The organism is Novacetimonas maltaceti, from assembly GCF_002906255.1.
Taxonomy (GTDB): Bacteria; Pseudomonadota; Alphaproteobacteria; order Acetobacterales; family Acetobacteraceae; genus Novacetimonas; species Novacetimonas maltaceti.
In genome coordinates, this window is the sequence record NZ_POTC01000047.1 from 1 (window position 1) to 23,772 (window position 23,772).

General features: G+C 60.4%; 22 protein-coding genes and 1 tRNA gene. 21 read left to right on the top strand and 2 right to left on the bottom strand.

Features of this window, described 5'->3' with window-relative positions:
* Nucleotides 1-49 precede the first annotated feature (49 nt).
* A tRNA-Met gene (locus tag KMAL_RS13090) sits at nucleotides 50-126 on the top strand.
* Here the strand turns inward: KMAL_RS13090 and KMAL_RS13095 are convergent.
* On the bottom strand, nucleotides 83-1,747 hold the full coding sequence (locus tag KMAL_RS13095; RefSeq protein WP_048851665.1) for a recombinase family protein: 1,665 nt from the start codon (nucleotides 1,745-1,747) through the stop codon (nucleotides 83-85). The two genes, KMAL_RS13090 and KMAL_RS13095, sit on opposite strands and share 44 nt — an antisense overlap.
* A 661-nt stretch (nucleotides 1,748-2,408) precedes the next feature.
* On the opposite strand from KMAL_RS13095, the gene KMAL_RS13105 reads away from it, so the two are divergent.
* From KMAL_RS13105 to KMAL_RS13120, 4 genes are all read left to right on the top strand, one after another.
* A complete protein-coding gene (locus KMAL_RS13105; RefSeq protein WP_014106150.1) occupies nucleotides 2,409-3,521 on the top strand; it encodes an iron-containing redox enzyme family protein in 1,113 nt (370 codons plus the stop codon).
* A gap of 165 nt (nucleotides 3,522-3,686) precedes the next feature.
* Complete coding sequence (locus tag KMAL_RS13110; RefSeq protein WP_110096125.1) at nucleotides 3,687-4,304, top strand: TetR/AcrR family transcriptional regulator; 618 nt, start codon at nucleotides 3,687-3,689, stop codon at nucleotides 4,302-4,304.
* A 174-nt stretch (nucleotides 4,305-4,478) separates the two neighbouring features.
* Nucleotides 4,479-6,500: a conjugal transfer protein TraG gene (locus KMAL_RS13115; RefSeq protein WP_014106152.1), complete on the top strand. Its 2,022-nt coding sequence runs from the start codon at nucleotides 4,479-4,481 to the stop codon at nucleotides 6,498-6,500.
* Nucleotides 6,497-6,949, top strand: coding sequence for a hypothetical protein (locus KMAL_RS13120; RefSeq protein WP_014106153.1), 453 nt, complete (start codon nucleotides 6,497-6,499; stop codon nucleotides 6,947-6,949). Before KMAL_RS13115 ends, KMAL_RS13120 begins: the two co-directional genes overlap by 4 nt.
* 28 nt (nucleotides 6,950-6,977) lie before the next feature.
* Here the strand turns inward: KMAL_RS13120 and KMAL_RS13125 are convergent, their stop codons facing one another.
* Complete coding sequence (locus KMAL_RS13125) at nucleotides 6,978-7,655, bottom strand: MucR family transcriptional regulator (protein WP_048851666.1); 678 nt, start codon at nucleotides 7,653-7,655, stop codon at nucleotides 6,978-6,980.
* Between the two features lie 607 nt (nucleotides 7,656-8,262).
* Between KMAL_RS13125 and trbB the strand changes: the two genes are divergently transcribed.
* The 16 genes from trbB (at nucleotide 8,263) to KMAL_RS17315 (ending at nucleotide 23,668) form a co-directional block, all read left to right on the top strand.
* Nucleotides 8,263-9,285: a P-type conjugative transfer ATPase TrbB gene (gene trbB, locus KMAL_RS13130; protein WP_014106155.1), complete on the top strand. Its 1,023-nt coding sequence runs from the start codon at nucleotides 8,263-8,265 to the stop codon at nucleotides 9,283-9,285.
* On the top strand, nucleotides 9,285-9,638 hold the full coding sequence (locus KMAL_RS13135; protein WP_014106156.1) for a TrbC/VirB2 family protein: 354 nt from the start codon (nucleotides 9,285-9,287) through the stop codon (nucleotides 9,636-9,638). Before trbB ends, KMAL_RS13135 begins: the two co-directional genes overlap by 1 nt.
* Nucleotides 9,638-9,913: a VirB3 family type IV secretion system protein gene (locus KMAL_RS13140; protein ID WP_014106157.1), complete on the top strand. Its 276-nt coding sequence runs from the start codon at nucleotides 9,638-9,640 to the stop codon at nucleotides 9,911-9,913. Before KMAL_RS13135 ends, KMAL_RS13140 begins: the two co-directional genes overlap by 1 nt.
* Before the next feature lie 13 nt (nucleotides 9,914-9,926).
* Nucleotides 9,927-12,359: a conjugal transfer protein TrbE gene (trbE, locus tag KMAL_RS13145; protein WP_014106158.1), complete on the top strand. Its 2,433-nt coding sequence runs from the start codon at nucleotides 9,927-9,929 to the stop codon at nucleotides 12,357-12,359.
* Nucleotides 12,356-13,105, top strand: coding sequence for a P-type conjugative transfer protein TrbJ (gene trbJ, locus KMAL_RS13150; RefSeq protein ID WP_014106159.1), 750 nt, complete (start codon nucleotides 12,356-12,358; stop codon nucleotides 13,103-13,105). The genes trbE and trbJ overlap by 4 nt, the downstream gene beginning before the upstream one ends.
* Nucleotides 13,106-13,108: 3 nt before the next feature.
* Nucleotides 13,109-14,521, top strand: a complete 1,413-nt coding sequence (gene trbL, locus KMAL_RS13155) for a P-type conjugative transfer protein TrbL (RefSeq protein WP_014106160.1) — start codon at nucleotides 13,109-13,111, stop codon at nucleotides 14,519-14,521.
* A complete protein-coding gene (trbF, locus tag KMAL_RS13160) occupies nucleotides 14,521-15,204 on the top strand; it encodes a conjugal transfer protein TrbF (RefSeq protein ID WP_041247840.1) in 684 nt (227 codons plus the stop codon). The genes trbL and trbF overlap by 1 nt, the downstream gene beginning before the upstream one ends.
* Nucleotides 15,201-16,208, top strand: coding sequence for a P-type conjugative transfer protein TrbG (trbG, locus tag KMAL_RS13165; RefSeq protein ID WP_014106162.1), 1,008 nt, complete (start codon nucleotides 15,201-15,203; stop codon nucleotides 16,206-16,208). The genes trbF and trbG overlap by 4 nt, the downstream gene beginning before the upstream one ends.
* Nucleotides 16,205-17,428, top strand: a complete 1,224-nt coding sequence (locus KMAL_RS13170) for a TrbI/VirB10 family protein (protein ID WP_014106163.1) — start codon at nucleotides 16,205-16,207, stop codon at nucleotides 17,426-17,428. The genes trbG and KMAL_RS13170 overlap by 4 nt, the downstream gene beginning before the upstream one ends.
* The gene (locus KMAL_RS13175) at nucleotides 17,421-17,660 is read left to right on the top strand and encodes a DUF2274 domain-containing protein (protein WP_014106164.1); all 240 of its coding nucleotides are present in this window, start codon (nucleotides 17,421-17,423) and stop codon (nucleotides 17,658-17,660) included. The genes KMAL_RS13170 and KMAL_RS13175 overlap by 8 nt, the downstream gene beginning before the upstream one ends.
* 94 nt (nucleotides 17,661-17,754) lie before the next feature.
* Nucleotides 17,755-18,648 carry a pyridoxamine 5'-phosphate oxidase family protein gene (locus tag KMAL_RS13180; RefSeq protein WP_110096127.1) on the top strand — a complete coding sequence of 298 codons (894 nt, stop codon included), beginning with the start codon at nucleotides 17,755-17,757 and terminating at the stop codon, nucleotides 18,646-18,648.
* Nucleotides 18,645-19,604 carry a DMT family transporter gene (locus KMAL_RS13185; RefSeq protein ID WP_014106166.1) on the top strand — a complete coding sequence of 320 codons (960 nt, stop codon included), beginning with the start codon at nucleotides 18,645-18,647 and terminating at the stop codon, nucleotides 19,602-19,604. The genes KMAL_RS13180 and KMAL_RS13185 overlap by 4 nt, the downstream gene beginning before the upstream one ends.
* Before the next feature lie 490 nt (nucleotides 19,605-20,094).
* Nucleotides 20,095-20,694: a glutathione S-transferase family protein gene (locus tag KMAL_RS13190; protein ID WP_014106167.1), complete on the top strand. Its 600-nt coding sequence runs from the start codon at nucleotides 20,095-20,097 to the stop codon at nucleotides 20,692-20,694.
* A 163-nt stretch (nucleotides 20,695-20,857) separates the two neighbouring features.
* On the top strand, nucleotides 20,858-22,945 hold the full coding sequence (locus KMAL_RS13195) for a ParB/RepB/Spo0J family partition protein (RefSeq protein ID WP_014106168.1): 2,088 nt from the start codon (nucleotides 20,858-20,860) through the stop codon (nucleotides 22,943-22,945).
* A gap of 47 nt (nucleotides 22,946-22,992) precedes the next feature.
* Entirely contained in the window at nucleotides 22,993-23,520 is a 528-nt protein-coding gene (locus tag KMAL_RS13200; RefSeq protein ID WP_014106169.1) for a DUF6878 family protein, read from the top strand.
* Entirely contained in the window at nucleotides 23,510-23,668 is a 159-nt protein-coding gene (locus tag KMAL_RS17315; protein WP_167400164.1) for a DUF6915 family protein, read from the top strand. Before KMAL_RS13200 ends, KMAL_RS17315 begins: the two co-directional genes overlap by 11 nt.
* Nucleotides 23,669-23,772: the final 104 nt, after the last annotated feature.

Sequence of the window (23,772 nt, forward strand, 5' to 3'; positions counted from 1 at the left end):
GAAAGTCGGTCGCCGCCAGATCTTCCAGTCAGTCCCTCCAACTCACCACCGCGGGGTGGAGCAGCCCGGTAGCTCGTCAGGCTCATAACCTGAAGGCCGCAGGTTCAAATCCTGCCCCCGCAACCAATGAATCCTGTTCAATGAACGACTGAAGAACGCCATGGTCCGGATGGACTGCGGCGCTTTTTTTGTTGGAGGAGAAGTTCAGGATAGCCGCGAGGTCTCCTTCGAGGAAGATAGCAAGCTCGCCATCCTGCGGAATCAGTTTGATCCGTGAGACCAGAGCGCGCAGTCTCTCGACCGCCTCAAGACTCGCGTCCTCCTTCTGAAGGTTTTCGTACAGGGCCTCGATGCGTTCCTTGTAGATTACAGCCATGTTCGGATGCAGGAGAGGCGGCGGCGGGGGTGCATCGGCAAGCAGAGCCGTCAGTTCTTCCTTGCGGGCCTCCAGCCTTCCGATCTTGTCCTTCAACTTGACGCCGGGTACGCCGTCGAGAATGGCCTGGATCGCCTTATCAAGCTCACGATCCACCCGCGGCAACTCGGCACGCATCGCGGCGAGATCTGCGCCTCGCTCCATTCTCACGCGGTTCACTTCCCGGGTGAATTCATCACAGAACTCCTTGAACAGCGCAGGGTCCATGAGGCGCGTCCGTAGCCCGTTAAGCACAGACTTCTCGAGCACGTCGCGGCGAATGGTCATGCGATTGTCGCATGTGCCCTTGTTGCGCGCCGTCGAACAGCCGAGCAGAGTTTTCGAGATCATTGAAAAGCCACCGCCACAGCAGCCGCAACGTGTCATCGCAGTGAAGAGGTGACGAGGGCGCTTGAGGCTGTTCAGAGGATGGACACCATCACCACGTGTCTTTTGCGACCACGTTGTTGTTGCCTGACGAACCTTGGCAGCTTCCCACAGGTCAGGCTCGACAATTCGAAGTTCGGGAACCTCCTGCAGGATCCATTCACTTTCTGGATTCAGGCGCGAGACGCGTTTTCCAGTTTCCGGATCCTTCAGATAGCGAAGGCGGTTCCAGATCAGCCGGCCGATATAAAGCTCGTTGTTGAGGATGCCGGTGCCGCGGTCACGGTTCCCGTGGATGGTAGAAGGCCCCCAGGCGCCACCCAACGGTCCGACGATTCCTTCGGCATTGAGATCGAGCGCGATCGCCCTTGGCGCCTTGCCGTCCGCATATTCACGGAATATGCGCCGCACGATCGCGGCTTCGCCGACATTGATCGTCCGCTCTCCGCGTACAGCTTCCCCGGCAGCATCGAATTTTCGTACGACATCGTATCCATAGCACAGACCGCCGCCGGACTTGCCGGATTCGACGCGTCCCCGTAGGCCACGCCGCGTTTTATCCGCCAGATCCTGCAGAAAGAGGGCATTCATGGTGCCCTTCAGGCCGACGTGGAGTTGGGTGACGTCGCCCTCCGAAAGCGTGATGATCCGCACCCCGGCAAACTTCATTCTCTTGAACAGCCCGGCGATATCTTCCTGGTCGCGTGAAAGACGGTCCATGGCTTCGGCGAGAATGATCGAAAACTTCCCACGTTGCGCGTCCTGCATCAGTTCCTGAATGCCAGGACGAAGCAGGGAGGCACCAGAGACGGCTCTGTCACTATAGCTGTCGACGACGTTCCAGTCCTGACGGGCCGCATACTCGCGGCACAGCCTCAGTTGATCCTCAATGGAGGCATCGCGCTGGTTGTCGGAAGAATAACGGGCGTAGAGCGCGACCTTCATAAGGACCTCCTATCATTCCTGCGATCGTGTACGGATCGGTCCGTTTTCATGTTCAACGTAATCCCGCGCCGCCTGCCGGGCGAGGGCTCGTATCAGCGCCCGCAGACCCTCACCGCTACCGTCCTCATGACTCGCAGGGTCGAGAATGACGCGGGGGGATGCCGACAGTGTAGCGTCTTTTGCGCGCATCGTCCTGCCTTTTCTTGACGCTCAGATGGGTGCCATCGTGCCTCTGATCAGACCGATCGCAAACATAAAAACTCAAGAAAACAATATGTTATGGAGTATAGTGGTGGGTCTGGGCGTGTTCGTGTCGGGCGGGGCGTAGAGTTTTACGGCCAGAATATTCACGTTCTTGTGAGATTTCTCACTTATTGGATCACGGACAGAACAGTCAGTTCGATTCGAAATAGTCCCAATTCTCTGCTGCCTCCGATCGCGGATTGGTTGTAAAACGTCCTAAAAACAACATACTATGCAGCTTATCAATACGCATAAGCATTGTGTCTGCTGTAGGTTCGTTGTTCCCGCTTCTGTGGTTATGACAATTACGCGTCAGTATGGTCTTTTTTCTTGACTAAAAACGGACCGTTTCGTCACTCTGCAATCTACAGGTCGCGAGCTGTTTCCAGATTGTACACACATTGCAAGGAACTGCTTTATGCTGACACATGCTGGCGGCGCTGCTTTTGCGCGACCGGAGATCAACATCGCTCACGACACGCCGCAGGCGCTGCGCCGTCTGGTAAACGATGCACTTTCCAACGACAATGCGGATACGTTCCTTGCCTCTCGCGGAGCCTCGGGTCAGTTGGAGGCGCTTGCGCAGCGGTGCTGTGATATGGCGTTCGCGGAGAGCGACCTCGCCGCACGGAGGACCGTTCATCGGGTCCTGCACGACCTGTATGGTCTGCATCTCTCCAGACCACACCCGGGCCTTACTGACAACCAGTACAGCATCGAACTGCTGCGAGCCCGCCGCGCGATCGAGGCTTCGTGGATGGAGTGGGAATTAGGTCAGGCGGGACCCATTCCGGCCAACGTCGAGCCCGAGGCAATTGGCGACGCCATTAAATCCCTCTGGAAGACCCATTGCGGGTACAACCATGCGGTGTTCGATTTCATGAAGACCGATGCGTCCCGGCCGCAGATCATCAAGTATTTCACGACCGATTACGCGCTTAACATGCGTTTTTATGACCTGATCGTGCTGTCTTTGGTCGGAATCGACGAAGATGTCCGGATGGAAGTCGCTCATAATTTCTGGGACGAGATGGGGCAGGGCAATCCTGCCAGGACGCATGTGCGGCTCTATCGCGATCTGCTGGATTACCTGCAGATCGAAGACACTCCGGAGCAGTTTGTCGATGCCCTGGGATGGGAAGGGCTTTCAGGCTATAATCTCTTGCTCTATTTCGCCTTTAACCGGCGACAGTACTTCCGGTCCATCGGCGCACTGGCGATTACGGAACTCTCCGACCCCGAGCAATACGCCAAATTGCTCTCCGGATGCCGTCGCGTCGGTATTGGCAACGACCAACCATCGATTCTGGATTACTACAGTGAGCATGTCGAGGTCGATGCCCTGCATGGCGATGGCTGGATCGACAATGTCATCGTGCCTGTTCTCCGGCGCTATCCAGGTGAAGCGCAATCTGTGCTCGAGGGTGCCGCAATGCGCCTGAATTCCAGTAAGGCCTACTGGGACTGGCAACTTGCCGATATGAAAGGGGCCAAACCCGTTCCCTCAGTGGCTCTGGCGGGAGTGAACTAATCGGGTAACGTCAACTATAGGACAGACCGGTACATCTTATATCGCTTTATTAACTTGTGGAATGGGAGTTGCTGTGGCTTGATCTGTGCCTCGAACTTGTTGACGCACAAAACGTTCCGATTATGAGTGAGACGGATTGATGCGAACTCCTGTGAGGTCATAGACGTGCCACAGCAAAAACTCCGCAGAAAGCGGAATGGTCCGGATAGTAGGGCTACTCTCCTGACGACAGCGCGCTCTCTCTTTGCTCGCTCGGGTTTCCACCAGGTCAGTGTCGATGACATCGCCGACACCGCGCAGGTCGCGAAAACGGCAATTTACTACCACTTTGGCAACAAAGAGGGGCTGGTGACCGACTTCCTGGAAGGCCATATCGAAACGCTGGAGGCCTCGCTCATTGAGGCCGTGAGCGCTCATAAGGAGCCGAGAGCGCGCCTGCGCGCCGTGTTTGACTGGCATACGTCCTGGTTTCGTCAGCCCGATTTTGCAGGATGTGTGTTCTCTAGGGCAACTGAGGAATACAAGGGAAAGCAGGATGCGATCGCCGAGATTTCGCGGCTGCAAAAGCGCAGCCTGCGCAACGCCATCCGGGCGCTTCTGGAGGCGAACGGCGTTCTGGAAGAGCGATCCGAGCAACTTGCCCACTTCATGATCTACCTGCTTGATGGAGCGGTTGTCTCAGCGAATGTCTTGGACGAGAAGGATGCCGCAGATCAGGCGTGGATTGCTGCAGAACGCCTGCTGGACGATGAAATGCGTGACCTTCCATCCAGAAAAAGCTGACTCTGTCCGTGTCTGTCCGTGTCTGTCCGAAGCCAGAAGACGGTCGGAATTGAAGCTTACGCCCGCGCCAGTTTGTTTACGCCAACACACGCCTGTGCCGTTAGTTCACCAGGAAAAGTCTTGAACTGACGGGCGTGTCGCCATGCAAAGTTCCTCCATGTCCGGGAGGAATTGATGTCTGGTTCTCGTATCCTGTGGGGGCAGCTCTGCCTCTGTTTCCTGATTGTCCTTATGGCGTGGTGGGCTGCGACGCAGTGGGTCGCCTGGCGCCTGGCATTCCAACCGGAACTCGGTCCGCCATGGACTGTGATCGCCGGACGCTGGCCCGTTTATGCGCCTTTTCTGTTTCCGTGGTGGTGGTATGAGTTCGATGCCTATGCGCCACACATTTTCGTCGAAGGCGGGTGGATTGCCGGGTCTGGCGGGGTACTGGCTTTCCTGACCGCTGTGGTCCTGTCCGTCAGGCGAGCACGCGAGCACAAACGCACCGCGACCTACGGTTCGGCCCGATGGGCCGAACGCGGCGATATCGAGCAGGCCGGACTTCTCGGGCAGGATGGCGTGGTGCTGGGGCGGTGGGAGCGCGACTATATCCGCCACGACGGCCCGGAGCATGTGCTGTGTTTCGCGCCGACGCGTTCCGGCAAAGGCGTGGGGCTGGTGATTCCCACGCTACTGACCTGGCCGGGGTCGGCCATCGTTCACGATATCAAGGGTGAGAACTGGTCCATTACAGCCGGGTTCCGGGGTCGCTTCGGCAGGCTGATCCTGTTCGATCCGACCAACCCGGCATCCTGCGCCTATAATCCCCTGCTGGAAATCCGTCTCGGCGAGTGGGAAGTGCGCGATGCCCAGAACGTCGCCGACGTTCTGGTCGATCCTGAAGGTTCACTGGAACGACGCAATCACTGGGAGAAAACCTCGCATTCCCTGCTCGTGGGGGCAATCCTTCACGTTCTTTATGCCGAATCAGACAAGTCACTGCGCGGTGTCGCCGGCCTGCTGTCCGATCCGAAACGCTCGATCGCGGCTACCCTCGTCGTCATGATGGGCACGCGCCATCTTGGGGAGCGCGGCGTCCACCCGGTGGTGGCGTCGGCCGCGCGCGAATTGCTCAACAAATCTCCCAACGAGCGCTCTGGCGTGTTGAGTACCGCCATGTCGTTCCTTGGCCTGTATCGTGACCCTGTTGTCGCCGACGTGACGAGCCGCAGCACCTGGCGGATTGGCGATCTCGTCAATCCGGCCCGACCGACGACGTTATACTTCGTTGTCCCGCCTTCGGATATCAGCCGCACCAAGCCGTTGATCCGGCTGATGCTCAACCAGATCGGGCGCAGGCTGACCGAGGATCTGTCCGGGGCAGGGGACCGGCAGCGGCTTTTGCTGATGCTCGACGAGTTTCCTGCGCTCGGTCGACTGGATTTCTTCGAAAGCGCACTGGCCTTCATGGCCGGTTATCGCATCAAAGCGTTTCTAATCGCGCAGTCGCTCAACCAGATTGAAAAAGCCTATGGGCAGAACAACTCGATCATCGACAACTGCCATGTCCGCGTCAGTTTCGCGACCAACGATGAGCGCACGGCCAAACGTGTGTCCGATGCGCTTGGCACTGCAACCGAAATCCGCTCGCAGAAGAACTATGCGGGCCATCGGCTGTCACCTTGGCTGGGGCACCTCATGGTGTCCCGTCAGGAGAGTGCCCGCCCGCTTCTGACCGTCGGCGAGGTTCAGGAACTGCCGGCGAGCGACGAACTGGTCCTGCTTTCGGGTATGTCGCCCATTCGGGCCAAGAAAGCCCAGTATTTCCGCGACGCCCGGTTTCGGGAGCGGCTCCTGCCTGCACCTGAGACGGGCACGCGTGGCCTGCCGGTTGCGCCTGACGACTGGACCAGGCGCCCCCAGCCGTCAAAGCCGGAAGTGAAACCCGACACGCCCGAGGACGCGGTCAAAGACGCGGGTGAGGAAGAAGATCCCGTCGGCACCGAGGCGCGCCGGCAGCCGGAAATGGATGTGTCGGAGGACCCAGAGCTGCCGCCGCAGGATGACAGCGATCCCGCGCATGAAGCGCCCATGCGCGAGCGTGAACGCGATCCGATGGAAGAGGAAGACCTCCACGCCGTGCTGACGGCGGATCTCGCCCGCAAAGCACGTCAGGCCGCCCTCGATCCTGGCAATGATCTGGGAATGTCATGAGCGGCGCGCGTCAGAAGAAGAAGCGGCTTTCGGTCTATCTGGAACCGCATCTGTGGAAGGGGTTGCGGACCCAGGCCGCCCGACGGTCGATGTCGGACTCTCTGCTGGCCGAAGCCGCCATCGCCGCTTGGCTTGACCCGGAAGGCGCGGGTGGTGACCCCAAAGCGTCGCTCGAAGCCGCCGTGCAACGACTTGATCGCCGACAGGCGCGGATCGAACGTGACCTGTCGATCTCGGTCGAGACCCTCGCACTGTTCATCCGGCTCTGGTTCACCAGTATGCCGGCGCTCTCAGACAGCATGGCGGCCGCGGCGCGTGCCCAGGGGGCGGAGCGCTACGACCGGTTCGTCGAGATGCTGGGCAGGAGACTGGCCAGCGACAAGCGGTTCCGGACAGATTTCGCACGCGAGCCAAACGAGGGTGACCAGACTGTGGGCGGGGCGGAGTGAGGAACCACGTCCGACACGCCCGGTCAGATCAGCGAGAGAATGCGTTGGCCAGTCGATGTTCATCCCCCTTTCTGGCCGACGGTTCTTTTCTCCCGGTCCTGGCCGCATTTCGCCTGGAAGGCGCCTGTTTCTCCCCGGACGGGGGGACAGGCGCAATGGTTTCCTCCCCGACCTCGTCGCTTCGGGAGGCACGTTTTCCAAGGCCAATCTTCTGCGCTACCTGACGTCGCATTTCCGTATAATTCGGTGCGACGGTCGGATATTCATCGGGCAGTCCCCATTTGGTCTTGTAGTCTTCGATCGTCATGCCGAAAGCAGCGGTCAGATGACGCTTGAGCGATTTCAGATGTTTGCCGTCTTCCAGGCAGATGATGTAATCGGGGAATACGGATTCCTTGATCGGAACTGCGGGTTGCTGTTTTTTCTCGACTGCCCGAGCAATTGGCGCAGGCGTGATTTCCGCTGCTCTGTCAATGGATATGGACTGTTCGGTTTGTTTCGGACCCTGGGGAGCGTCACTGACTGTTTCGGATGCCATGAGTCCGATAGTGCCCGACACTGGCTGCTCTTCAGAAAACGATGCATAGAGCCGACGCACGAGTTCCGGGAGCTGTTCGGTCTCCACTTTCGTTGTCGCGAGATGGGCCGCCACGATCTGGGCCGTCGCATTCAGACGACCGAGAATGATGTCCTTGTCGCTGCTCAATAGGGTAGTCCTCAATAACAGGATGTGAATCGTTACAAGCTTCGGAAAGCCAGCATTCTACCAGAAGAGTTACGTTCCGCCGATTCAAGCACGCGTCGTGCCTCCAGGGCAACTTTTAGATGGTGCATAACCCCGGTGCGTCTTGTGCCGAAATCACTGTGATTGCGGCGGCTTTCGGGGTGGTCAGCGTGATCAGTCCAATTGCGTTCGTGTAATTCATCACATTAATTGGTAAAAACCTGATTCAGACGACTATAAGTATTGCGTCTATACCATTTGTCGGCGTGTCCTGGGTTGTTTGGCAACGTTTCTCGCTGTTGCTGACGAAGGTTCTCTTTCGGTGACATGAATCACCGGCTCAGCCATATTATAGCCCTTTCAACTCGCTCCTGTTTCCGTCCGGAATGGCGTCAAGGCTGACGACTTAACATACTGATAATACGTTAGAAATTTAACGTCCTACGCCTCCACCAGTTTGTATACGCCCACACACGCCCCGGTACGATGATCGTCGATTTTCTTGTTGCGATCCGGCAACGCGTGCCTCCTCTATTTGTCCCCGTTGCGGTCCGGAACGGCCGGGCCGTGCTCGACAACGGGGTCTCCAATGCACATCCATGCGACGACGAACGACGCAGTGGCGCGTGGTTTTTCCATGCTGCGCACTGCCATGGGAGGAGCGATCACAGGACAGCTTGCCGACCCGGCGGTCGTCGAGGTGATGCTCAATCCTGACGGACGGCTGTGGGTTGACCGTCTGTCGGACGGACTGTCCGACACGGGCGACAGGATCTCACCCGCCGATGCCGAGCGGATCGTGCGGCTGGTCGCGCATCATGTCGGGGCGGAAGTCCATGAAGGGGCACCCCGTGTGTCAGCGGAACTGCCGACCGGCGAGCGTTTCGAGGGATTGCTGCCGCCTGTGGTGACGGCCCCGAGCTTTGCGATCCGCAAGCCCGCCGTGGCCGTGTTCACTCTCGACGATTATGTCGATGCCGGAATTATGACTGCGGGTCAGGCGGCGTTTCTACGCCGCGCTGTCGCCGAGCGGAAGAACATTCTGGTCGCGGGCGGGACCAGCACGGGCAAGACGACGCTGGTCAACGCCCTGCTGGCTGAGGTGGCGAAAACCGGGGATCGCGTGGTCCTGATCGAGGACACGCGCGAACTGCAATGCACGGCGCCCAATCTCATAACCCTGCGGACCCGGGAAGGTGTGATTTCCCTTTCGGATCTCGTTCGGTCCGGTCTCCGCCTGCGCCCCGACCGTATTCCCATCGGTGAGGTGCGTGGCCCCGAGGCGCTCGACCTTCTCAAGGCGTGGGGTACCGGTCATCCCGGCGGCATCGGCACACTCCATGCCGGATCGGTGCTGGCGGCCCTGTATCGTCTGGAGCAGCTGATCCAGGAAGCCGTTGTCACGGTGCCACGCGCCATGATCGCGGAAACCATCGACGTAATCGCGGTGCTGTCCGGACGCGGTCATGCCCGCCGGCTGTCCGAACTCGCAACGGTGGACGGGCTGGATCCGGTCATAGGCCATTACCGCCTGTCGTCGTTCGATGCTCCCTCCGATGAAGACGGGCGGGCACATTCTCCCAACCTTTCCAGCATCAAGGACACACTCTGATGTCGCAGACCCTGTCCGCGCGCATGATGATGCGCGTCCCCTCCGGTCGCCTGTCACGCCTGACCAGCATGACGGGCATCGCATTGTTTGCCGCCACGTCTTCCGCCTGGGCGTCCGGTTCCGGAATGCCCTGGGAGGAACCGCTTAACCAGATCCTGGAATCCATCCAGGGACCGGTGGCGCGCATCGTCTCGGTGATCATCATCACCGTAACCGGCCTGACCCTGGCCTTCGGCGAAACTTCGGGAGGCTTTCGTCGCCTGATCCAGATCGTCTTTGGACTGTCCATCGCTTTTGCGGCGTCCAGCTTCTTCCTGTCCTTCTTCTCCTTCTCCGGGGGAGCACTGATCTGATGGCCGGATATGATGACGATGCGGTGCCGGGTTTTCATGTCCCGGTCCACCGCTCCCTGACCGATCCGATCCTGCTGGGCGGCGCACCCCGTACGCTGGCGATCGCCAACGGGACACTCGGGGCCGCGATTTCTCTGGGTTTGCGCCTGTGGTTGGTCGGGGCCGTGTTCTGGATCATCGGGCACACGCTCGCGGTCTGGGGAGCGAAACGCGATCCGCTGTTCGTCGAGGTGGGGCGGCGGCATCTCCGCTATCCCGCCTGGCTCCGGGCGTAGGGAGGGCAGCGCAATGATGTCCCTTGGTGAATACCGCAATCGTGCGGCACTTCTCTCGGATTACCTGCCGTGGGCCGCGCTTATCGAAAAAGGTATTGTCCTGAACAAGGACGGTTCCTTCCAGCGCACCGCAAAGATACGTGGTCCCGATCTGGACAGCGCGACGCCCGCCGAACTGGTGGGTGTGACCGGACGCCTGAACAATGCGTTGCGCCGTCTGGGTTCCGGCTGGGCCGTGTTCGTGGAAGCGCAGCGCGTGCCGGCGACAGTGTATCCCGAGAGTGACTTCCCCGATGCGGCCAGCCAGATGGTCGATCTGGAGCGTCGGGAGCAGTTCGAGGACGAGGGTGCGCATTTCGAGAGCCGGTATTTTCTCACGCTGGTCTGGCTGCCGCCTGCGGAATCGTCCGACCGGGCTTCACGCTTTCTCTATGAGGGCAGGGAGCGCGACGGGCCCGACCCGCACAGTATCCTGAACGCCTTCGTCGATCGCAGTGATCGGCTTCTGGCTCTACTGGATGGGTTCATGCCGGAGGCGGCCTGGCTGAGCGACGGCGAGACCCTGACCTATCTGCATTCCACGATCTCGACACGGAACCAGCGGATCCGGGTGCCCGAGATTCCGATGCACCTTGACGCCTTGCTGGTGGACCAGCCTCTGTCGGGTGGTCTGGAGCCAAAGCTGGGCGATGCCTTCCTGAAAACCCTGACCATAACGGGCTTCCCCAGCCGCACCTTCCCCGGAATCCTGGATGACCTGAACCGGCTGGCGATGCCCTATCGCTGGTCGACGCGTGCGATCCTGCTGGACAAGACGGACGCCACGAAGGTGCTGACGAAGATCCGGCGGCAGTGGTTCGCAAAACGCAAGAGCATCGCAGCCATTGTCCGGGAAGTGATGACCAACGAGGCATCCGTTCTGGTCGACAACGACGCCGCCAACAAGGCGGCGGATGCTGACCTGGCCCTGCAATCCCTCGGCGCGGACGATGTGGGCCAGGCCTATATCACGGCCACGGTCACGGTGTGGGACGGCTCCGCCTCCATCGCGGCCGAGAAGCTGCGTCTGGTGGAGAAAATCATCCAGGGCCGGGATTTCACCTGCATTACGGAAAGCCTTAACGCGGTGGAAGCCTGGCTGGGATCTCTGCCGGGTCATGTCTACGCCAATGTCCGTCAACCCCCGGTCTCGACGCTGAACCTCGCCCACATGATCCCGCTGTCTGCCGTCTGGGCCGGCCCGGAACGGGATGTCCATTTCAAAGCGCCACCGCTGTTTTATGGCAAGACTGCCGGGGCTACGCCGTTCCGGTTTTCCCTGCATGCCAGCGACGTTGGCCACACGCTGATCGCAGGACCGACCGGGGCGGGGAAGTCGGTGCTGCTGGCCCTGATGGTGCTTCAGTTCCGGCGTTACGTGGGGTCGCAGATTTTTGCCTTCGATTTCGGCGGTTCCATGCGGGCCGCGACGCTGGGCATGGGCGGGGACTGGCACGACCTCGGTGGCGGAGTGTCCGATGGTGACGGGGAGACTACGACCGTCTCACTCCAGCCGCTGGCCCGGATCGATGATCCCGGCGAGCGGAAATGGGCCAGTGAATGGCTGGGGCAGATCCTTGTTGACGAGGGCGTGGTGGTGACGCCAGACGTCAAAGCCTATCTCTGGTCGGCCCTCAATTCCCTGGCGTCCTCACCCGTGCATGAGCGGACCCTGTTAGGAGTGGTCGCCCTGCTCCAGTCCAACGCGCTGAAGCAGGCACTGGCGCCCTACTGTCTCGGTGGCCCGTATGGCCGCCTGCTCGACGCTGACACCGAACGTCTGGGAGATGCTGATGTCGTGGTCTTCGAGACGGAAGGTCTGATCGGCTCCGGGGCCGCGTCATCCGTGCTGTCTTACCTGTTCCATCGCATCGAAGGACGTCTCGACGGAAGACCCACCCTGCTTGTGATCGACGAGGGCTGGCTGGTTCTGGATGATGGAAACTTCTCCGGCCAGCTTCGCGAATGGTTGAAAACGCTGCGTAAAAAGAACGCCAGCGTCATCTTTGCCACGCAATCCCTGTCCGACATCGCCAACAGTCCGATCGCGCCTGCCGTGGTGGAAAGCTGCCCGACCCGGATCTTCCTGCCCAACGAGCGCGCCATTGAGCCCCAGATCATGGCGCTCTATCGGGATTTCGGCCTGAATGACCGGCAGATCGCCATCATCGCGCGCGCGGCCTCGAAGCGGGAATATTACTGCCAGACCCAACGAGGAAATCGGCTCTTCGAACTGGGGCTTGGGCCGGTCGCACTCGCATTGTGCGCTGCGTCCGGCAAGGACGACCACCGGCTGATCGACCAGGTGCTGGCGGAATACGGGCGGGACGGCTTTCTCCCCGCATGGTTCGAGGTGCGTGGCGTCATGTGGGCGGCGGACCTTCTGCGGGACGGAGGTGTACCATGACGGAAAAACTTTTCCACTCCGGATGTGTCGTCGCTCTTGGCCTTGGCTTGGTCTCCTTTGCTTCGCTCCGGCCAGCCCATGCCCAATGGGCGGTGTATGACGGGGCCAACCACGTCCAGAGCATCCTGATTGCGGCACGTGAACTCCAGCAGATCGACAACCAGATCACATCGCTCGCCAACCAGGCGCAAATGCTGGTCAATCAGGGACGCAATCTGGCGACGCTGCCCCTTTCAACATTGTCGACCCTTCAATCGACGATTTCCCAGACTACGGCGCTCCTCGCACAGGCACAGAACATCGCCTACAGCGTCCAGTCCGTCGAGCAGCAGTATCAGCAGGCGTACACGTCCATCTCTTCGGGCATGTCAGACAGCACCCTGTTCAGCCAGGCGCAGACACGATGGCAGAACTCCGTTGGCGGGTTCGAAGATGCTCTGAAGCTTCAGGCCCGCGTGGTTGGCAATATCCCCACGGACAGTTCCGCCATGACGCAACTGGTATCAGCCAGCCAGAACTCCACGGGCGCGTTGCAGGCGGCACAGGCGGGCAACCAGTTGCTGGCGCTTCAGTCCCGGCAGCTCTCCGATATCCAGGCGGAACTGGCCGCCAATGGCCGGGCTGCGGAACTCGAGCGTGCCCGCCAGGCTGCGAACGAAGCGGGAGCCGAGGCACAATACCAGCATTTCGCGCAGTATGACGCCTATGTGCCCGAGGCGGTCTCTGTTCCGGGTTCGGGAGACTGATTGATGGACACGAGCAATGTCGGGATCATCGACGGTTTTCTGAATACTTTCGAGACAACCATCGATTCCGGGTTTGGACTGCTACAGGGCAGCGTCGTGTCCCTCGCCGGATCGCTGTCCGTGCTCGATGTTCTGCTGGCGGGCCTGTTCTGGGCCTGGGCGGTGGATGAGGACATCGTCCAGCGTCTGGTCAAGAAGACACTCTATGTCGGCTTTTTTGCCTTCGTCATCGATCATTTCAGCCATCTTTCGAGCATTGTGTTCAACAGCTTCGCCGTGCTCGGTCTTAAAGCGGGCGGCGGCACACTGGCACTTTCCGATTTCATGCATCCCGGTCGTCTGGCCGCGACCGGCCTGTCCGCAGCACAACCGCTGCTTGATGCGGCCAGCAAACTGGCGTTCTCCTTTGGCGCAATTGCCAGCATCGTGCAGATCCTCGTGCTGCTTTTGTGCTGGGTCATTGTGCTCGCGGCTTTTTTCATTCTTGCGGTGCAGCTCTTTGTCGCGATCGTCGAGTTCAAGCTCACCAGTCTCGCCGGCTTCGTGCTCATCCCGTTCGCCCTGTTCAACCGGACGGCGTTCCTGGCCGAGAAGGTGCTGGGGAATGTCGTCTCCTCCGGTGTGAAGATCATGGTGCTGGCCGTCATTTCCGCCATTGCCTCTGTTCTCTTCAAACAGTTCACGACCTCCTACGGAAATAGCGCGCCCACGATCGGTCAGGCGCTGTCGGTCGTGCTGGCGTCACTCTGCATTGTCGGACTTGCGATCTTCGGCGGCTCCCTCGCCAACGGTCTGATCTCGGGTGCGCCGCAGCTTGGTGCGGGCGCCGCCGTAGGCACCGGTATGGCCGTCGGCGCCATGGGGGCGGCCGCGGTCGCCGCACCGGCTGCCATCGCGTCCGGCGGTGGCGCCGCTCTGGCCGCGACAGCGGCCGCAGCGCGTGGGGGAGCCGCCGCAGCGGGGGCCGCGTCGAGCGCTTATTCCATGGGTGCCATGAGCGCCGCCGGTGGCAGCGCCGGCGCGCGCATGGCCGCGGGGCTCGGTGGTGTCGCCCGTGCGCCGGGTGCCGCGGCCATGAACGCAGCAAAGAGCAAGGCGTCGGGTGCTGCTGCCTCCATGAAACAAAGTTACGGCGCCGGGGCGCGAAGTGCCTTCACCGCGACAGGAGGACGCTTCACCGGCGGGGCCGGGTCCTCTGACAGCACCAATGCTGCCAGCGGTAATTCCGGCGGTCCATCAGGCAGCGGGAGCAGTGGGGAACGGGGCGGCTCCGGTCCCGATGGCAAACCACCCCGCTGGGCGAAGAAAATGAAGCGCCGCAATGCCGCGACCCACGCGGCCGAGGCGGCCCATGTCATCCGCTCCGCCGATGGCGGCGGCGGATCCGCATCCATCGATCTTTCGGAGAAACAATGATGTTCCGTCGCTCCACCACACGTTACGGGATCACGCCCGAGCCCGTGACACCCTATCAGCAGGCAGCCCAAATCTGGGACGAGCGGATCGGCTCCGCACGGGTCCAGGCCCGGAACTGGCGGCTGATGGCCTTCGGCAGTCTGTTCCTCTCGGCAGCACTTGGGGTCGGCCTGGTCTGGCAGTCTGCCCGAGGCACCATCGTGCCCTGGGTCGTGCAGGTCGACAAGCTTGGCCAGGCGCAGGTGATCGGTCCTGCGACAGCGGCCTATGTCCCGACTGATCCTCAGGTGTCGTGGTATCTGGCACGCTTCATTGAAGATGTGCGCAGCCTGTCCGCCGACCCCGTCGTCGTGCGGCAGAACTGGCTCCGGGCCTATGACTTCACCATGATTTCCGGCGCACAGGCGCTCAATGACTATGCCCGCCTCAACGATCCATTCTCGCGGATCGGACACGAACAGGTCGAGGTCGATGTGTCGTCGGTCATCCGGGCCTCGCCCGGCAGCTTCCGCGTCGCCTGGACCGAGCGGCATTACCGCGACGGGGCGTTCACCGGCACTGAACGCTGGACCGCCATTCTCACGGTCATGATCGTAACCCCGCGCACAGCCGATCGCCTGCGGAAAAATCCGCTCGGCATTTTTGTCACCGCCATCAACTGGTCGAAGGAACTCGGACAATGATCCGTATGGTCTTGCGCACCCTGCCGCTGGCGCTGCTCACCCTGTCTGCCTGCGCCGGACAGTATCATCCGCCCGCTATCCACTATGATGACGCAGTGCGGGCGACACGCCTGGCAGATCCGCCCAAACCGGTGCAGGTGGTCGAAGTCGCCCGACCTCTGCCTTTGCCGGGACAATTGAAGCCGCTGCCGCCCCGCGGTCTGCGGACGCGGCATGTCGCTCCCGACGTCGCCGACCCGACCGTGCGCGTCGTCCAGGCCAATCTGGCCGCGCGGATCCAGCCGACGCGGGCGGGATTTATCAATGCCGTTCAGGTCTATCCCTACAGCCCCGGTGCGCTCTATCAGGTCTATGCCTCTCCCGGCGACATCACCGACATCATGCTCCAGCCCGGCGAGAAGCTGGTCGGCAGCGGGCCGGTTGCCGCCGGTGACACGGTCCGGTGGGTGATCGGAGACACGTCAAGCGGCTCTGGGGCAGCCAAACGTGTTCACATCCTGATCAAGCCGACCCGCCCCGATCTTACGACCAATCTGATCGTCAACACCGATCGCCGGACCTATCTGGCGGAACTGCGCTCGACCCCCGCGACCTATATGGCGTCCGTGTCGTGGGACTATCCCGAAGACGATCTGATCGCGCTGCACCGGCAGGATGAGGCGGCAGCGGAAGAAGCGCCCGTGGAGACCGGGCTGGATCTCGACGATCTGCATTTTCGCTATGCCATCCAGCCCGCGAAAGGGGGTGTCCCACCGTGGCTGCCTACGCGCGCCTTTGACGACGGACGTAAGGTCTATATCGCGTTCCCGAGCGGGATCGGGCAGGGGGATCTGCCGCCCCTCTTCGTGCTGGGACCGGACGGCAATCCGGCGCTGGTCAATTATCGCGTCCGTCAGAACTGGATGATCGTCGACCGGCTGTTCGCCGCAGCCGAACTGCGCCTCGGCGACAAGACCAGCGAGCAGCGCGTGCGCATCGTCCGCACGGACGGGCGGCCGTCATGAGCGACGACAAAGAGGAGGGGGCAGGACCGGACACGGCTCCACGTCCTGACCAGAATGCTCCGTCCAGTGGGGGAACCTCAGCGCCACCCGATCTGCGCCTGCGTGCCGAGCGGCCGCGCGTCGTGCGCCTGTCGCGGACCGTGATCTGGTCACTCGGGGGAACCGGCGTCATCGCCGTGGCGTTCGCCCTTGGCTATGCTCTGGAAGCCAGCCATCGACCACCAGCGACGCCAGCCGGTTCTGAGAATGCGTCACCTCCATCGGCGGCAGGTCTGGACAACCTGCCGAAAGATTATGCGGGTGTGCCGAAACTGGGACCAGCGCTGCCCGGTGATTTGGGACGACCGATCCTGCACGCGCAGCAGCAGGGCAAATCAGTTCCCACCAACGCCATCGGCAATGAAGACGCGCGCCGGGCACAGCAGGAGATTGATGCCGCTATTGGCAGCAAGCTTTTTGCCGCTGTCGAGACCCGCGACCAGCATGACGGGCAGCCGATTCAGACGGTAGCCACAGCGTCGTCCGGTCAGACACAGGGAACTCCGGATTCAGGAGCACAGGCTGGAAACCGTGCCTTCCTCGCGGGCCAGCCCGATCGGCAGATCATCAGTCCTGACCGGATCATGCCGCTCGCTTCGCCTTATATAGTGCAGGCGGGAACAGTGATTGCCGGGGCGCTGAATACGAAAATCAGTTCCGATCTGCCTGGCCAGATCGTCGGTCATGTCACGCAGAACGTCTATGACAGCCCGACCGGGCGCTATCTCCTGATCCCGCAGGGCAGTACGCTGTTTGGCGCCTATAACAGCGGCATCTCCTTCGGGCAGCAGCGCACCCAGATCATCTGGACCCGGCTGATTTTCCCGGACGGCGAGAGCCTCGTGCTGGAGAAGCTGCCGGGTGCGGACGCGATCGGCCAGTCCGGCCTGTCCGATGAGGTGAACAACCACTGGGGCCAGTTGTTCAAAGCGGCCCTGGTGACCACGCTCCTCAGCGTAGGGTCCGAAGCCGGAACGAGCCAGAGTGAGAACAATCTGGCTCAGGCTATCCGCAGCGGCGCCAGCAACGGGTTCTCTCAGGTGGGCTACCGGCTGGTCGATCGCTCACTCGATATTCAGCCGACCCTCACGGATCGCCCCGGCCTTCCGTTCACGCTTCTGCTGGGGCGCGACCTGATTCTCAAACCCTATGTTCCGAAAGGAGACCGTCAGAATGGATAAGCTTCGCATTACCGCAATACCCGACAATCGTCCGGTCCGGATGACGATTGCGTTTCCTGCGGAAATTCACCGTGACCTTCTCCTCTATGCCCGCTTTCTTTCAGAGGAAAATGGCGGGGACGCCAATCTTGGTAAAAACCCCGCACGTCTGGTTCCGATCATGGTCGCGCGTTTCATCGAACGGGATCGGGTGTTTCTCAAGAAACGGAAGGAACAGAGCGAAAAGCAGTGAGAACCGGATTTGAATGAACGGACTGTTCCGTATTGTAACGTTCGGGCAAGACATGCCATGATCGCCTCGTTCATTCCCGGCGTGGGGGATCACAATGAGGGACGAGGCGGCAACCGCATTTCACGAAGGCGAACGGCGTGCGCAGGCACTGGCTGGCGTTGCCGCACCTTCGAGCGCCTTCATCCGCCCCTACATGACGGAGCAGCATCGCACTTTCTTTGCATCGCTGCCTTACGTCGTGCTGGGGGCGCTTTCCCCCGATGGATGGCCGGCGGCCACCATTGCCACCGGACTGCCAGGCTTTCTGTCCAGCCCGGACGACACCGTCCTCCGGCTTGCCTGGCACCCGATGGTCGGTGATCCTGCGGTGGAAGCGATCGCCACGGGACGTCCTTTTGCTGTCCTCGGCATCGAGTTCCCGACACGACGACGCAACCGCGCCAATGGTGTCATCCTGTCCAGCGACGCGGACAGCATCCGGGTGTGCGTTCAACAAAGCTTTGGTAATTGCCCAAAATATATCCGCATCCGTGAAAGCAGACCGGTGCATCGTATACCCGGGAACGTGGAAAGATTAGTCACACTCGATGAGGAGGCACGTGACCTCATCACGAGTGCTGCCACATTCTTCGTCGCGTCCTACGCACCATCTAGTGCCCATGGTGGCATGGATGTCTCGCATCGCGGCGGCCCGGCCGGGTTTGTCCAGGTCGAGGGCGACGTGCTGACTGTCCCGGATTATTCCGGTAACCGCTATTTTAATACATTCGGGAACTTCTTGCAGAACCCACGAGCCGGTCTTCTCTTCATCAATTTCAAGAGCGGCGATCTTTTGCATCTGACGGGTGAGGCAACCGCCTCATGGAGTAATGGTGGACGTTCCTTCGATGTGCGTATTTGTGAGGTGATCCGGCGTAGGGCGGCTCTTCCGCTGGACTGGACGGAGGGGCCTGAAATCATGGCCGTATCGCCGAGCCATAACGCATGACGGCAAGCCGCGTCCGTCGCTCGTATGTCGTCGAGCGTGTGCTCGCCTGCGCGTCACTTGCTCTGCCACCTCTATTTTGGGCCGGAAATTTCATCGTGAGTCGCGCGGTGCGCGATCTGACCGCGCCTCTGACTTTGCTGATGGTACGCTGGGTCATTGCCTTTGCCTGCCTCTTGCCGTTTGTTGTCCCGACCATGCGCCGTGACGCAGCACTGTACTGGCAGTATCGCTGGCTCATGCTTGGTACGGCGCTTACCGGGATCGTCGGGTTCAACGCCCTGGTGTATGTCGGTGTCCGGACGACCACGGCGAGCAACGCTCTCCTGATGAACGCCCTGATTCCGGTCCTGATCGTTTTTTTCGGTGCGGTCTTTTACCGACAGAGACTGATAGTCGCACAGGGCGCTGGCCTGATCCTCTCGCTGCTGGGCGTGTTTACGCTGGTTCTGCATGGTCAATGGTCACAGTGGCGCGCACTCTCATTCGTTCCGGGAGACGGGATTGTTCTCGCGGCCATGGTTTGCTTCGCGTTCTACACGCTCTGGATCCGCCGCCTGCCCGCAGACCTCGACCGGCTGGGCGTGCTGGGTGCTCATGTCACGATCGGCGTGACCGTTCTGGTTCCGCTCTGGTTCATCGCTCCGACGGCTGCGACGGCTGCCCATTGGTCAATTTCGCTCGTTTCTGCTGCATTGTATGTGGGCATCTTTCCGTCCGTTCTGGCCTATTTACTCTATATGCGCGCTGTCAGGTTTTTTGGTGCGGAACGCGCAGGCCTGAGCATCCATCTGATCCCGGCGTTCGGAGTGATGCTTTCAATCCCGTTTCTACACGAGCGCCTGTATCTCTGGCATTTCTCGGGAATTGCAGCGATCGCTGTGGGGCTGGTGTGTTCTTCCCTCCCGCAGAAACACAAACCACCAATCCAGGACAACAATATCTCGCATCCTGTCTGAGGGACCGATGGTTGTAGTGACCAGTACCGTTGCATGTTCGGTTGGGAAATCGCGCTAGCAAGGATGATCAGCTGAGGCGCGATCTCGCCCCCCTCAATTTCAAGTCACGGAATTTCCATTGATTGTTTTCAATTCGCTTTTCTTGACGCCCGGATTTGGGTAGGTTCCGCATTGGCGTGTGGAAACGCTTTTTGCACTGGGCGGCCTCCTATGTCGGGTGGCCTGCCAAATAGAACACCCGGACCTATGGTCCCGTGGTGAATGGCTTCGGCTGTTTGTCACTGGGAAATAGGCAGGAGGTGAATACGCCCAGCGCAAAACACCTTTCCAACCGCCCGACGCCAGGGATCGGCGCGGGGAAGTGCGGGCAGGCAATATTGTACGAACCGGTCAATCAGAGCGTCGTTTATGGTTTTCGTTTTGACTTCAAACCGCAAGTGATGAAGATGCATCACCTTGCACAGGCAGAGTTACAAAGGAACGACCGGTCATGACACTACCGATACTCTATAACTGTCCACCTTCAGGAAACTGCTACAAGGTCCGGCTGTTCGCAGCCCTGGTCGGCATCGAACTTGAGATCAGGAATGTCGACCTCGCCGCCGGAGCTCAAAAAACAGCAGAATTCACAGCACTCAATCCGTGGCAGCAGGTGCCCGTGTTCCAGGATGGCGAAACCGTTATCTGGGACTCTCAGGCCATCCTCGTCTATCTGGCGGAAACCTATGGCAAGCACGACTGGCTTCCGTCCGATCCTGTCGGACGCGCCAAAGTGGCCCAGTGGCTCTCAGTCGCCGTGAATGAGATCCAGCATGGTCCCGCAGACGCACGACTGGTCAAGCTGTTCGGCTACCCGCTTCGGTATGATGATGCGGCCAAAGCGAGTGAACGGACCCTGAAGATCATCGACGATTATCTTTCGGGCCACAAATGGTTGGCGACCGAACGTCCGACCATTGCTGATTGCGCGGCCTATCCCTACCTAGCGCTGGCCCCACAGGGCGAAATTTCACTGGAGCCCTACCCGTCATTACGTCGCTGGATCAGCGATGTTGAAGCATTGCCTGGCTACATACCGGTCGATCAGTAAGCAGATATATCGGCCGGTGAAAGTAATTTTTTCTGCTTCTGGTCACCATAGCTCCGGCTTTTCCGGTGAGGGAGCACGGAGAGGAAGAGTGAAGTTGGAAATTCCGTGACAGGTTGAAAGGAGGGGAGAGAGTCTTCGCTCCGCCTGTCATGGAGTTTTCGCCATGGCTACCGCCATCCAGAAAATCAGCCTGAGTTCGTCCCGGGATATTCCCTTCCATAAACTGGTTCTGTCACAATTCAACGTCCGGCGTGTGAAATCGGGGCTCTCGATCGAGGAACTGGCCCGCGACATCGAACGCCGCGGGTTGCTGCAAAGCCTGAATGTCCGTGCTGTTCTTGACGACGAAGGTATCGAAACCGGCCTGTTCGAAGTTCCCGCAGGCGGCCGTCGTTTCCGCGCACTTGAGTTGCTGGTCAAACAGAAGAAACTCAACAAGACGGCACCGGTGCCCTGCGTCGTGCGCGAGGCCGGATCAGCCATTCTCGCCGAGGACGACTCTCTGGCCGAAAACGTCCAGCGCGTGGCCCTGCATCCGCTGGACCAGTTCCGGACGTTCCGCGACATGCTGGAAAAAGGCATGTCCGAAGAGGAAATCGCAGCCGCGTTCTTCGTTCCGGTCTCCGTCGTCAAACAGCGTCTGCGCCTGGTGACGGTCTCTGAAAACCTGCTTGAGGTTTATGAGCAGGACGGCATGCGGCTGGAGCAGCTGATGGCCTTTTCCATCAGCGACGATACCGCCCGTCAGGAGCAGGTCTGGGAGATCATTGCCCAGAGCCATAACCGCGAGCCCTATGTCATCCGACGCATGCTGACCGAGAAGACCGTGCGGGCGTCGGACGCGCGCGCCCGCTTCGTCGGGCTCGATGCCTATGTCGCGGCAGGTGGCCACGTGATGCGTGACCTCTTCGAAGCCGACGATGGTGGATGGCTTCAGGACCCGGCTGTTCTTGACCGGCTGGTCATGGAAAAACTGCACGCGGCAGCCGAGCAGGTCCGAGCCGAAGGATGGAAGTGGGTCGAAACCGATCTGTCTTTCCCCTGGGGGCATACGCGTCACCTTGTCGAGATCGACAATACGCCGGTTCCCCTCTCGGAGGAGGAAACGACACGTCTTGAAGTGCTCCGCACCGAACAGGAGGCGATCGAGGCGGAATACGCCCAGGCGGATGAACTGCCCGATGAGGTGGACAGCCGTCTCGGCGAGATCGAACAGGCGATCGAGACCCTTGAAACCCGTCCCGCAATCTTCGATCCCGGTGATGTCGTTCGCGCGGGGGCCTTCGTCAGCCTCGATAGCGACGGCACCCTCCTGATTGAACGCGGTTTCGCCCATCCGGAAGATATGGAAGATGAAAGCTCACCGGACACGCACACTTCTGCGCAGGCCGTGGAAGCCAGCGCTGCGCATGACGAAAACGACGATTATGCGACCGCCGGGGCGGAAGAGCCCGACCTGCCCGATGACGCTGAAGACGAAGAAGACGTCCGCCGCCCCATCCCGGACCGGTTGCTCTCCGAACTGACGGCATGGCGCACGCTCGCCCTTCGGGATGCGCTGGCCAGCAATCCTCACGTGGCGCTGACCGAGTTTCTCCATACACTCTGCCTGAACCTGTTTCGCGACGACCGATCGGGCGCCTGCCTCGAGGCGGGCGTTCGTTCCGTCGGCCTGCCGTTACAATCGGCTGATCTGGCGACCAGCATGCCGGCGCATGACGTCCGCGCACGGCATGAAGGATGGAAGCAGGATTTGCCGCAGGATGAGGACGCATTGTGGGTCTGGCTGGATCGTCTGGATGAAACCAGCCGCCTGGCTCTTCTGGCGCATTGTCTGTCATTCGGGGTTAATGCGCTGTTCGAGAAGACAAACCCGCATGCGGCGGTCTCGCCGCGAACCATTGAGCGGCGTCTGGCCCGAAGCGACCGGCTGGCGTCCGCCCTGCGGCTCGACCCGGTGGAAGCAGGATGGCAGCCGACAGTCGAAAATTACCTGGGACGCGTCACCAAGCCGCATATTCTCGACGCGGTGCGTGAAGCGCGGGGCGAGCAGGCGGCAGAGATGATCGCCCATCTCAAGAAGGCCGACATGGCGCGCGAGGCCGAACGGCTGCTCGAGGGGACAGGCTGGTTGCCCGAAGCTTTGCGCGCCGGTCTTCCGGATGTCTCTGTCCAGGAGGCGACTGCTGATGAAATGCCGGAAAACGTCACTCTTCCAGAGTTCCTGAGCGCCGAAATCGCTGCGGAATAACCTGTCCACAAACTGTCAAAGGCCATGATCCTTCCATCTGGAAGGTCATGGCCGCACGTCTCGATCCATCACGTAATCCTATGGAGATTATCATGCCGGAAAATAACGAGATCAGCCCCATCGATTATGCCCTCCGCTGGCAGCGTCATGAGGCCGCGCAAAGACAGGCATCCGCGCAGAACCGCCGGATCGTTTTCAAGACGCTCTCCCTTCGTGCCGTTACTGACGTCAGAGTTTCCTTCAACGGAGAAGGGGACAGCGGCCAGATCGAAGACATTGCCGTTACCCCGGAAGCCAGGGCTGACGTGCTCGATGCGGAAATCACCATGATAACGACGTCTTGGCCGAACAGCGAGGGGGCGCCAGAGCGCCGACCGCTGCGTGATGCTCTGGAAAACGTGTGCTACGATGCGCTCTCGCAGACTCATGGTGGCTGGGAAAACAACGATGGCGCCTATGGCGATATCGTGTTCGATGTGGATCAGCGGACTGTCACGCTCGAATTCAACGAACGTTATATGTCCACTGAGTATTACGAACATCGTTGGACGGAGGAAGCAGATTATGGCGCATAGCTACCATCATGCTCTTTCGTCTGTCCGCCAATGGGGCGGGACGGTGGAGGATTTCCTGCCGCTCCACAATTTTTTCGATGAATCGAAGCTTATTTCCGCAGACTTCCGTCATCGTGCGCTCCGACTGTTGATTTTCACTGAGAACTGACCCGGGTAGGGCGGAAATTTTCATCGAGATTTGACCCATGCCTTCACACTCCCCGGCATCATCTGCTGGGGGGTTTTTGGAGTGATTGACATGGAGCTTCTGAG